8 protein-coding genes and 1 pseudogene are annotated in these 12,776 nt (G+C 41.8%); all 9 read left to right on the plus strand.

The features are described 5' to 3' along the window. The first annotated feature begins 270 nt into the window (after positions 1 to 270). The 9 genes and pseudogenes from HU824_RS13115 to HU824_RS13155 all read left to right on the plus strand — a co-directional run bounded on the left by HU824_RS13115 (position 271) and on the right by HU824_RS13155 (position 12,646). Complete coding sequence (locus HU824_RS13115) at positions 271 to 762, plus strand: 3'-5' exonuclease (protein ID WP_176469075.1); 492 nt, start codon at positions 271 to 273, stop codon at positions 760 to 762. A 42-nt stretch (positions 763 to 804) separates the two neighbouring features. After that, positions 805 to 1,935: a Gfo/Idh/MocA family protein gene (locus HU824_RS13120; RefSeq protein WP_176469076.1), complete on the plus strand. Its 1,131-nt coding sequence runs from the start codon at positions 805 to 807 to the stop codon at positions 1,933 to 1,935. 423 nt (positions 1,936 to 2,358) lie between these two features. Beyond that, the gene (locus HU824_RS13125; RefSeq protein WP_255260521.1) at positions 2,359 to 5,379 is read left to right on the plus strand and encodes a TonB-dependent receptor; all 3,021 of its coding nucleotides are present in this window, start codon (positions 2,359 to 2,361) and stop codon (positions 5,377 to 5,379) included. Between the two features lie 26 nt (positions 5,380 to 5,405). Continuing rightward, positions 5,406 to 7,037 carry a RagB/SusD family nutrient uptake outer membrane protein gene (locus HU824_RS13130; RefSeq protein ID WP_136011087.1) on the plus strand — a complete coding sequence of 544 codons (1,632 nt, stop codon included), beginning with the start codon at positions 5,406 to 5,408 and terminating at the stop codon, positions 7,035 to 7,037. A 72-nt stretch (positions 7,038 to 7,109) separates the two neighbouring features. After that, the gene (locus HU824_RS13135) at positions 7,110 to 8,585 is read left to right on the plus strand and encodes a DUF6057 family protein (protein ID WP_176469077.1); all 1,476 of its coding nucleotides are present in this window, start codon (positions 7,110 to 7,112) and stop codon (positions 8,583 to 8,585) included. An 11-nt stretch (positions 8,586 to 8,596) separates the two neighbouring features. Beyond that, entirely contained in the window at positions 8,597 to 10,060 is a 1,464-nt protein-coding gene (locus HU824_RS13140; protein WP_176469078.1) for a PD40 domain-containing protein, read from the plus strand. Positions 10,061 to 10,301: 241 nt separating this feature from the next. Next, a pseudogene (locus HU824_RS13145) lies at positions 10,302 to 10,574 on the plus strand (hypothetical protein); the annotation flags it as partial. A 434-nt stretch (positions 10,575 to 11,008) separates the two neighbouring features. Further along, a complete protein-coding gene (locus tag HU824_RS13150) occupies positions 11,009 to 12,241 on the plus strand; it encodes a site-specific integrase (RefSeq protein WP_176469079.1) in 1,233 nt (410 codons plus the stop codon). 21 nt (positions 12,242 to 12,262) lie between these two features. Continuing rightward, the gene (locus tag HU824_RS13155; RefSeq protein ID WP_176469080.1) at positions 12,263 to 12,646 is read left to right on the plus strand and encodes a hypothetical protein; all 384 of its coding nucleotides are present in this window, start codon (positions 12,263 to 12,265) and stop codon (positions 12,644 to 12,646) included. Positions 12,647 to 12,776: the final 130 nt, after the last annotated feature.

Here is a 12,776-nt window from a genome sequence, read left to right on the forward strand (position 1 = left end):
GGGGAGTATGAAAAGAACCGGATTCTTTTTTCATATTAAGGCTTCGTTTACAATAGATGGTAAAGGTGTTTACATTATCAGGTAACGGCTGTTACATTATCGGGTAACGACTGTTACATTATAAGGAAAAGGCATTTACCGAACAAGGTGAATGTCCGGTAAATGTAAGACATTGGTAATTAGCACTAGTGATATGTTTATTTACTTACTGTGTTTCTTGAACGAATTTTATTCTTATCTTTGGGAACCATTAAACTCTATAGCTATAAGATGAAAGATTTTGCAGCCATTGATTTTGAAACGGCCAATGAACAACGTACCAGCGTTTGTAGTGTGGGGGTGGTTATCGTACGTGATGGAGAAATTGCGGACCATTATTATAGCCTTATCCGTCCCGAACCGGAGTATTACACTTATTGGAATACCCGCGTGCATGGTCTGACGTTGTCGGATACCCGGAATGCTCCTATTTTTCCTGTTGTGTGGCAGGAGATAGCTCCACGTATTGAAGGCTTGCCGTTGGTTGCGCACAACAAGGTCTTTGATGAAAGCTGTCTGAAGGCTGTGTTCCGTACCTACTGCATGGATTATCCGGATTATGAGTTTCATTGTACTTTGCAGGCATCACGCCGTGTTCTGAAGGGATTGCCCAATCATCAGTTGCATACAGTGGCAGCTTGTTGTGGCTACCAACTGGAGCAGCACCATCACGCATTGGCAGATGCGGAGGCTTGTGCATGGATAGCCCGAAGAGTTTTATGATTAAGTTTGGAAGAGAAGAGTGAAGAGTTGAAAGAACAGGTTATGATGAAAGTTGCTTTTATTGGTGTAGGTTATCGGGGCAGGCAGTTGCTTCGTTTGTTGCAGCATCTGCCTGCATTCAAGGTGGTGGCGCTTGCCGATCCGGGACTCGATGATTCCGGCTTTCCGGGCATCGGTTGCTACAATCATGGCGAGGATGACTATTTGAACATGCTTGCCGAACATGCGCCCGAGCTGGTGTTTGTCGCCTCTCCCTGGCAGTGCCACGTGCGGCATGCCTTGTGCTGTGTGGAGAGGGGATGCCATGTGGCCTTGGAGATAAAAGGAGGACTTTATATAGACGAGTACCGGCCTTTGATAGAGCTGGCACACCGGCGCGGTTGTCGGGTTTATCCTTTGGAGAATACGCTTTTCATGCGCGAAAATCTCTCTGTCTGCAACATGGTGGCTGCCGGTTTGTTGGGCGAGATTGTATATATGCGTGGCGGCTATCGGCACGATTTGCGCCGTCTGCTACTGGACGATGCCGGAAACATCGGCAATCGGGAGAAGACGGAAAGTGTTTGGCGGAGCAAGTTCTATCAGGAGGAGAATGGCGACCTTTATCCTACGCACGGCCTGGCCCCCCTCTGCATGATGGCGGGCATCAACCGGAAAGACCGGGTAAAGAGCCTGACTTCGTTTGCTTCCAAACCGGCAGGAATTTATCAGTATATAAAGGATTTGGGAGGAAACACGGATGTGAAGGTACGGCTGGGCGATGTCGTCGTCACCCAACTGGAAACGGAAAACGGTATTCTCATTTCTCTGACGCACGACACCACCCTGCCGCGTCCGCGTAGCCTCGACTTCGAAGTGCAGGGAACAAAAGGCATCTGGCAGGGAGACCGGAGGATGATTTATATCGAAGGACTCAGCCCGGACGAAACCTGGGAGGCGGACGGTGCATACGTGGACCGTTATGAGCATATCTATTGGCAGCAGTGGGGAAGTGATGCCCTGAAAGTGGACACACATCACCAAGGCATGGATTATATCATGCTGAAGGCCTTGGAGGCTGATTTGAAGGATGAAATTTCTTTTCCGGCAACGCTCAGTGACTTGGCGCTGTGGACATCCGTCACTCCGTGGTCGAAGTTATCTATTGCGGAAGGACGAAAGGTGGATTTGTAATAAGTAGGGACATTTACTGAATATCCCTATTTATAATAGGTTTAAAAGAAAGGGTAAATATAGAGGTAATGAATTGGCAACAATGTTTATTTCTACGTTCTGCTGTGCGTTGCTGTTAATGTCACTCGTCTTGATGTAAAAGTAATAATAAAAATCGGAAATATATCAAATAGGTATCAAAAATGTTTTGGCAAACTTTAAGCAGTTTCTTGATGTGTTTACTGCTTAATTGTTAAAATTGGAAGGAGAAAGAATATATTTTTTAAATCGATTGTCGTTTTTTTAAAAAATATTATAAATTTGCGCCGTTTATTTATATAGTTGATTTGCATGAGAACTATATTCTTGATAAATTATTTATTAATTTTAAATTAATACTTTATGTTGAAAAAAGTCAAGTCAGTCAGTATGTTGCTATTCTTAATGACAGCATTTACAGGTAGTATGAATGCTGTTTCGTTTCCTGCAGCAGCAAGCAAAGCTATTGAACAGCAGACTGAAACCTGTAAAGGAATTGTTAAAGATGCCATGGGTGAAACTATAATCGGGGCATCTGTAGTAGTGAAAGGAACGACTAATGGTACAATCACTGGTATTGATGGTGATTTTATTTTGAATGGAGTGTCTAAAGGAAGTACTCTTGTTATTTCGTATGTGGGATATGTAACTCAAGAAGTTAGATTTGATGGGCAGTTGATAAATATTACCTTAAAGGAAGACAGTCAAGCTTTGGAAGAGGTAGTTGTGGTAGGGTATGGTGTCCAAAAGAAAGCTAACTTAACGGGGGCTGTTGCTACAGTAAATGCAAAGGCACTGGAAACTCGTCCAGTATCTAGTGTTTCTGCTGCCATAGCAGGGCAAATGCCTGGTGTAACTGCCATTCAGACTTCTGGTGCGCCGGGTGGTCAGGCTGCATCTATAACCATTCGCGGTAAGAACTCTATCAATGCTGCAAGCCCGTTGGTTATCGTAGATGGAGTGCCGGGCAGCATGAATACGATTGACCCGAATGATATCGAATCGTTCACGGTCTTGAAAGATGCGGCTTCTGCTGCCATTTATGGTGTGCAGGCTGCCAATGGTGTCATTTTGATTACTACCAAGCAGGGGCAGAAAGGAGAGAAAACACGTGTAAATTATTCGGGCAATGTGTCTTGGTCATCGCCAGTAGCAAAACGTGACTTGGTGAATGCATACGAGTATGCTGTTTTGTATAATGAAGCGACTTTAAATGAAAATCCCAACGCTACGGTGATGTTCTCTCCGGAAGAGATTGAGGGGTATCGCACGGGAGCGTTGTCAAGCACCGATTGGTATAAAGAAGCAATTAAAAGTAGTGCCATCGAAACCATGCACAATATCTCTATAAACGGGGGAACTGACAAAACAACCTACAATGCTTCTTTAGGCTATATTTATCAAGATGGTTTGACAGCCGACAATGATTATTCCCGATTCAATGCCCGTATGAATTTGAATTCGGAAATCAATAAATATATCAAAGTAGGTGTCAATGCTTCCGGATACAGAGGAGTTGCCAAGGATGCATGGAATGGATTTGTTTCTGTTTTCCAAGGGGTGACTCGTGAAAAACCGACCAATAAGGTGTATAACGAAGACGGTTCTTATGCTTATTCCGGTGTCGACAATCCGGTCGCTATTCAAGGAGACAAATCAGGTTTTACACGTAATACGTCACAAGAGATAAACCTTACCGGTTATGCAACCGTACAGATTTTGCCCGAATTGAGCGTGAAAGGTGTATATTCCGTGCGCAATTATACCAGCAATCAAGATGGATTTAAGAAACATTTTACTTACGGTGATGGCAGTAATGCTTTTGATTCCGGTCTACGTGAAGGATATGATAAATACTACAACAACAATTACTACACCGGACAGGTTTTGATTAATTTCAATAAGAATTTCGGAAAACACAATGTAGGAGCACTGGCCGGACTCGAATCTTACGAACACATCTATAAATATACGGAAGCAAGTCGTCAGGGTGGTGGTAGCAATGAATTGACAGAATCTTTGAACACATTGGACCAAGCTTCACAAAAGAATAAAGACGGAGGATATGAAATGGCACGTTTGTCCTACTTCGGACGTGTTCAATATGATTATGCAGGCAAATATCTGTTTGAGGCAAACTTGCGTAGTGATGCTTCCTCACGTTTCCCGAAGAATAACCGTTGGGGCGTATTCCCGGCTTTCTCGGCGGGATGGCGTATTTCGGAAGAGGCTTTCATTAAAGATAACGTTGCATGGTTGAGCAACTTGAAGTTGCGCTTGGGTTATGGTAAAACCGGTAACGAGGAATTGAAATCCGACGATATCTATCCGGCAGTGCCGACATATACATACAATATCTCGGACAATGCTACAAAATATCTGTTTAATAACACATTGTATTCGGCAATATATGAAGCTCGTTATGTGAACGATCAACTGAAATGGGCTACAGTGACCAACTATGAATTAGGTTTGGAAGCTGGTTTCCTGAATAATCTGATTAATTTTGAATTGTCCGTATATAAGAAGAAAACGAACGATATGTTGTTGTATCTTCCTATTCAGGGAGTAATTGGTATGCCTGCTCCGGCACAGAATATAGGTAGTGTTCAAAATACTGGTTTCGATTTCTTAATCAACCACAGCAAGCAGATTAATAAGGATTGGAATTATTCGGTGTCTCTTAATGTCTCTTATGTGAAAAATGAGATAACAGATATGGCAGACACAGATGGTCCTACAAGTAATAGTAAAGTTTGGAATTTGGAAGGATATCCTATAGGTTCTTATTACGGTTATGTGGCTGATGGCTATTTTAACACAGAAAAAGATCTTGCCGAATGTCCGAAACGTTTGGCTGTTGGTCAGGAAAAGTTAGGCGACATTAAGTATAAAGACTTGGATGGTGACGGCAAAATCACAGAAAAAGACCGGACTGTAATTGGTAAAAACTTCCCTAGCTGGACGGGAGGATTGAATTTGAGTGTAGGTTATAAAAACTTCGATCTTTCTGCTTTGTTTCAAGGAGCATTCGATGTAGATGGATACTATACAGCTGAGGCTGCTTATGCATTCTATAATGGTGCGACTGCATTGAAGAGACACTTGGACCGTTGGACACCAGAGCATCATAATGCTTCTTATCCTCGTGTGACACGTTCCAGTCAAACTAACTTTGTGACCTCTTCTTTCTGGATTCAAGATGCATCATACGTTCGTCTGAAGAACCTGACTATCGGTTATACATTGCCTCAGTCTTGGTTATCCCGCGCAGGAATTTCCAGTGCGAAATTCTTCCTGACTGGTGAAAACCTTCTTACCTTCACAGGACTTGACGGTGGCATCGATCCGGAAGAGGGAAATGAACGTGGATGGTCTTATGGAAATGTCAAGAAATTGTCTCTCGGGGTAAAACTTTCATTCTAATATTAATATAAAATAGCATAAATCACATGAAGAGAAATATTTTACATATAGTAATTGCTTTGTTATTTACGGGATTCGCTTCTTCGTGTAGCGACTTTTTAGACCGTTATCCATTGGATGAATTGTCTGATAAGAGTTTCTGGAAAACAGAAGACGACGCAATGATGGCCGTAACCGATATTTATGGCTGCCTTCCTACTTGGGATCAGGATTTGGATATCAATTCGGACAATGCGGTGATGGGCATTAAATGGGCTGCCGGAAATATGTCCAAAGGTGTTTACGACCCAATAGACCAAAGCTGGTCAGGTAGCTATACTGCTATTCGCCAGTGCAACTTGGTGTTGGAAAAAACAAAGGAGATTGAGATGGGAGATGAAGCGCGTAAAAAAATTGAAGGGCAGGCCTATTTCTTTCGTGCATATCTGTATTTTGATTTGATTCGTTCATATGGTGATGTTCCTTATATCGACAGGCCTCTCAATTTGTCGGATGTAGAAGATATCACCCGTACATCGCGCGATGAAGTGTATAGCAAAGTTATGGCGGATTTTGACAAGGCAATAGAGTATTTGCCTGTAGAATGGGATGCTGCAAACACACCTCGTGTAACTAAAGGAGCTGCGTTGGCGATGAAAGCGAGAGCTGCTTTGTATTATGGTAATTGGCAAACGGCGGCAGATGCTTCGAAAGCTGTGATTGATTTGGGTGAATATGAACTTTATGATGCGGAGAATACCGGTAAGTATCAAGAATTGTTTTGGGAAAAGACTGACGGATGTGCCGAGAACATTTTGTATGTGCAATTCGATTATCCTGATAAAACCCACTACTTGATTGGTTGGGAGTGTTTCCCCACAAAGGGTTGGGGAGGTATGAACCCCACTCAGAGCTTAGTCGACGCCTTTGAAGACAAAGATGGTGCTCCCATTAGCAAATCTGCAATTTACGATGAAAAAGACCCGTTCAAGAATCGTGACCCGCGTTTGGAAGTCAACGTTTTGCACGATGGTGAAGAAATGTATGGTGTAACCATCAAAGTCAAACCGTTGAAATCGAGCGGAAATACCGGTATCGAACAACACGGTGATGCTACTGCTACCGGATATTATGGTCAGAAGTGGTTAGACCCGAGTATCGACCCTCAGAGTACAGGTTGGAATATGGGTAAAGACTGGGTGATTATTCGTTATGCCGAAGTCTTGCTGACATATGCCGAAGCGATGAACGAACTTCATCCGTTGAGTGCGGACGCTTTTGATGCAGTCAATCAGATTCGTAGGCGTGTAGGTATGCCCGGTTTGCAAAATTCCGATGCTACGAAACCGACCTATTGCGCAACTCAAGATGAACTTCGCAAACGTATTCAAAATGAATGGCGTGTGGAATTTGCAATGGAAGGTGGAAAACGTATGTGGGACATTCGTCGTTGGGGTATTGCCAAAGAGGTGTTGAATGCACCGTTCTTGGGATTGAAGATGAAACCGGTAAAAGAGGTTAATGAAGACGGCAAAGAGGTCATCGTGGATTATATTCTTTATGAAGGTGAGAACGTGCAATTGTCAGGTAGCCATTATGAAGATCACAACTATCTGTTGCCTGTTCCTCAGACTGAAATAGATTTGAATGCTAAATTGACTCAGAATCCGGGATATTAAATATATTTGCAAGCGATAATTAAGTGAGGACATTGGCTATAGTGGGAATGTCCTCACTTACTTTATATAAATATGAAACGGCTCGTTTATACCTTATTCGGAATTTTATTTGTCCTTTATTATATATGTTATCAAGGGGCACTGTCGCACATCCTTTACTATCATGAGCAACATCATCTTTTCCTTTTCTCTAAATCTTATTTTGTGCAATGTGTTCAGACTGAGGGCTGGCTGAATTATATCACCAACTTTATTATTCAATTTTTCTATTATCCTATGTTAGGAAGTGCTATTCTAGCATTACTTTTGGCATTGGTTTATTTGCTTATAAATAGCATCATAAAAATTGTAACCGGAAAGAATGATGTGTTGCAATTATCCATTATTCCTTCCCTTGCTCTTTTTTTCTATACGATGGAGGCAGACCATTCTCTTTCTATATTGTCAGGAAGTCTATTATGCCTATTGCTGCTTTATTTATTTCTTTTCTTTATTCAGTGGTACTGGAAATTATTTCCTCTTTTGGGCTTACCTGATATATCAAATAAAAAAATACGTGTTTTATTAACTTCCCTTTTTTTACTGGGATATGCAGGATATGGTTTTTACTACTTTTTTACTAATTACAATAAAAGTGAGCGTATAATGCTGAAAGCCGAGCAGTTGGTGAAAGCCAAGGATTGGAATGGTGCGTTGGAGTATACTAAAAAATATTTAGATACCGGACGTTATAATCAGCTCATTTCTTATTTTCATCATTTAGCCCTTTATCATACTGGAAAACTTTCTTATCATTTACTGGATTATCCGCAGAAGCAGGGAGTTAAAGGGCTATATTTTCCTTGGAACAGTGACAGTCGTGAAAGTGAATACGGACATATTCTTTATGAACAACTTGGATATATCAACGAAGCGCAACGTTGGGAGTTTGAATCAATGGTGGTATGGGGAGAAACAGCGTCTCATCTCATCAATCTGACGCGATATAATATTGTTAATCACCGTCCGTTGGTGGCACAACGGTTTATTAACAAGTTAAAGCAGTCTCTTTTCTATCGGCAAGAAGCATTACAATTAGAAAAATTGGTGCATGGAGGGAAAGTTCCCGGATTGAGAAACGCATTAGAAGGAAAAGTAGATATTCCGGCAAGATTTGCCAATGTTTTGAATATTGGTCCGGAATTACAATATTTATGTGAGTGTGACAGTACTAATAAAATGGCTTTTGAATATCTGATGAGTAATTTATTACTTAGTAATCATGTGGTTCGTTTTGTTAATAATTTAAAATTGATGAAATCATTTCCTTATACGGAGCTTCCGCCGGTTTATGAAGAGGCTCTTTATATTTATAAATTAGGTGTGGGGAATGAAGAATTTTCAAAGGTAGGAATCAAGATAAAACCGGAAACTGAACAAAGATTCAAGCGATATTATCAACTTGTAGAAAGTAAACAAATAGAAACTTTGCAAAAAGAATTTGGAAATACATATTGGTTTTATTTGAATTACATTAGTCCTTATGGTAATAAAGTGATAGCTAATTAATAAGAAATTATATGAAAATACAAGATCTACTTTACTATACATTCATAATTTTCCTGTTGGGGTGTACATCATATCATCAGGTTGATAGTAAGAATGAAAAATTGCCATTAATTTATCCGGATTATATAGATGTGACTTTTCCTGTTAATATTGCTCCCCCTAATTTTAAAATACAGGAGCAAGGGGAGGCCTTTCAGACAGAAATAGGATATGGGGATGGAAAAGCTGATATCCTTATTCAAGATACCGAACCGATAGTTCGCATACCAGAAAGCAAATGGAGTGCATTGTTGGAAAAAGCTGCTGGAAATAAGATTTTTTTCAGGATAACGATTAAACAACAGGGTAAATGGGTGCGTTATGCTGATATTCAAGATAGTATATCTGTTCATCCGATAGATTCATTTCTGGCATATCGATTGCTTTATCCCGGATATGAACTTTGGAATGAAATGGGTATTTATCAGCGTGACCTGACAACGTATGAACAGACTTCAATAGTGGAGAATAAAAATTTTGGAAAACAATGTGTTAATTGTCACACTTTTAACCGGAACTCTGCTGAAACAATGATGATTCATGTACGTGGAAAGCAGGGAGGGACTTTGATTTGTCATAATGGAGAAATAGAGAAAGTTGATCCTAAGCCTGGAGAATATAAGAATGGTGCTACTTATCCTTCTTGGCATCCTTCGGGCAGATATCTTGCTTTTTCTGCTAATGAGATACAACAATTTTTTCATTCTTCAGGACAGAAACCGATAGAGGTGTCGGATTTGGCTGCCGATTTAATGATTTATGATGTGAAGAATCATGAAACTTTTACTGATTCTTTAGTCTATGGAGAGCAGTATATGGAAACATTTCCTACATGGACTCCGGATGGAAAAATGATTTATTTTTGCCGGGCTGAAGGATATCGGCAAGGAATGTCGCTGGATAGTATCCGATATGATTTATATCGGATACATTTTGATGAGGAACAAGCTAAACTGCATACACTGGAGTGCGTATATGAAGCATCAGCCCTTCATAAGAGTGTTTCTTTTCCAAAAATATCACCGGATGGAAAGTTCTTGATGTTCACTCAATCTGATTATGGTAATTTTTCTATCTGGCACCCTGAAAGTGATTTATATTTGCTCAATCTGAACACTGGCGATGTGAGAAACATTGCGGAAGTAAATAGTGATCATGTGGATAGCTTTCATTCTTGGTCTTATATAGGTAACTGGTTTGTTTTCAGTAGTAAACGTTTAGATGGCTTATGGGCTCGTCCGTATTTTGCAGGTTTTGATCCGGAAACTGGATATTTCAGTAAGCCTTTCTTATTGCCTCAGAAAGATCCTGAATTTTATGATACATTCACATATACTTATAATTTACCGGAGTTAATAAAGAAACCTGTAGAAAATGGGGATAAATTATTGAAAGCAATAGGGCAATCTGCACTTCAGACAAAGGTAAAACAATAGCCTATTATCAGTATAAAATCTTTTCTTACTTCATGATGAACTTCACAGTTGCCCAGGCTGTCACAGGGTTGGCTCCGCGCATGGAGGCAAGTATGGCAAGAATGGAAGTGCCGCATCCCATTCTTCATTCCAGTTTTTGTCTTCGGCTTCCTTTATAGTGTATTCCTTGATCATACATCGGTGGAGTATTAAACAACATCTTCACCTTGGAAAATTCCGCTATAAAATAGCTACATTTTCTCCTTCCACCGCTCCTGCCCCCGGTCTTAAGGAGGCCCGTGAAAGGTTGAAACAGGACAGCATGACCAAGGATGAGCTTGCCGCCTAATACCGTCACTTGGATAATATTGTTATTCTCCGTGATAATATCAACACTGAACGTGAAGAGGGAAGAGCGGAAGGACGTATTGAAGAGAAAAAAGAAAGCACTCGCAATCTTAAGAAATTAGGAGTAGCTATTGATGTTATTTCACAAGCTACCGGATTATCTGAAGAAGAGATTGAAAAACTATAATATAGCTTCTCTATATATCGTTTAGGAGGAACCGTACATGACATTGTATAGTTCCTCTTTTAATTTGGAAAGTAACCAACCCGGATTAAAAAATGAAATGAAAATTGATAACAAAGCGAGATAATGCTTAAACAGCGCTCCCCGTTTAGCCATTGGTCGTAACTTAAAATAAACACATAGCGAAATAACAAATTTGAGCGAAGCGTAGCGAATAGCACTGGAACAGTGTTCGTTACACTTCGTTTTTACGTAGTAAGGAAGCAACTAAAAGCCACTTTGAAGCCAAAAGCGGCAAGAGTTCAGTTACCACCCCATTACTACTGTAACGGATGAAAGTTTTTAGTTAAAGGCTTCTATTTCTTCGATTTGCGCAGGTTTGCATATCTGTCGGTAACTCACTGTAACTTAATTTTGTAACCCAAAAAGTGTGAGTTATGCGAAGTACATTCAAAGTCTTATTCTACGTGAAGAAAGGCAGTGCGAAGCCCAACGGCAACCTGCCCCTGATGTGCCGTCTTACAGTGGACGGCGAGATTAAACAGTTCAGCTGCAAGCTGGACGTTCCCCCACGCTTGTGGGATGTGAAAAACAGCCGTGCTTCGGGCAAGAGCATCGAGGCGCAGCGAATCAACCGTACCGTCGATAAAATCCGTGTGGACGTGAACCGCCGCTATCAAGAGCTTATGCAGACGGACGGGTATGTTACCGCCGCCAAGTTGAAAGACACCTATCTCGGTATCGGTGTCAAGCAGGAAACCTTGTTAAAGCTGTTCGAGCAGCACAATGCAGAATTTGCAAAGAAAGTCGGACACAGCAGGGCAAAGGGAACATTTACCCGTTATCTGACCGTCTGCAAGCACATCCGGGAGTTCTTGCCCCATACCTACAAGCGTGAAGACATCCCGTTAAAGGAACTCAACCTCTCCTTCATCAACGACTTCGAGTATTTCCTGCGGACGGAGAAGAAATGCCGCACCAATACCGTATGGGGCTACATGATTGTGCTGAAACACATCATCTCGATAGCGAGGAACGACGGGCGATTGCCGTTCAACCCCTTTGCCGGGTATATCAACTCCCCCGAAAGCGTGGATAGGGGCTACCTTACCCAAGCGGAGATACAGACGCTTATAAATGCACCGATGAAGAACGGACAGCATGAGCTTGTACGGGACTTGTTCGTCTTTTCGGTGTTCACGGGGCTGGCGTATTCCGATGTAAAGAACCTCACCACCGACCGTCTGCAAACCTTCTTCGACGGCAACCTATGGATTATCACCCGACGGAAGAAGACGAATACGGAATCCAATATCCGTCTGTTGGATGTTCCACAAAGGATAATAGAGAAGTACAAGGGAATGACACGGGACGGTCATGTTTTCCCCATGCCGAGCAATACCACCTGCAACAAGATACTGAAAGGGATAGGCAGGCAGTGCGGTTTCAAGGTGCGCTTGACCTATCATGTTGCACGCCACACGAACGCAACGACCGTGCTTTTATCCAACGGTGTACCCATTGAAACCGTGAGCCGACTGTTGGGGCACACGAACATCAAGACTACGCAGATATACGCCAAAATCACCGCTCAAAAGATAAGTCAGGACATGGAAGCCTTGTCGCACAAGTTGGAGGACATGGAGAAGAACATCTGCCGTGCCATTTAGTAACCCTTAAAGCGAATACCGATGAAAGAAGAAAGAAACATTATCACGATGGACGAACACGGTAATATCATCATGCCGACCGATACAGCCAATGTGTGGATGTCCGAGCCGGAACTTGTCGGGCTATTCGGGGTAATTGCCCAGACAGTCCGAGCAGGAATCAGAGCCGTTTACAAGGGCGGAGTTCTGAAAGAGTGCGACACGAAGCGTTATCTGCATTTGGAGAACGGTTACGGGTTAGACGTTTACAGTTTTGAAATGGTTGTCGCACTCGCATTCCGTATAGGCTCATGCGGTGCGGAGAGGCTGCGCAATGCCTTGTTAAAGAGGATGTACCGGCGAAAAGAAAAAGATGAATATTTTCTGACGCTGCATATCGGTAAGTATGTCGTCATGCCGTCATGAAACCGTTGAATATCCAAATCACCAATTGTTCAAATCGTCAAGCCTACACATCATTGCTTAATTGCTTACCGATATGGAATGCAAGTACGGAAATGAAACCGTTATTCTGATGAAATGATGAATACATATA

It is taken from the genome of Bacteroides sp. L10-4 (genome assembly GCF_013373675.1).
GTDB lineage: Bacteria > Bacteroidota > Bacteroidia > Bacteroidales > Bacteroidaceae > Bacteroides > Bacteroides muris.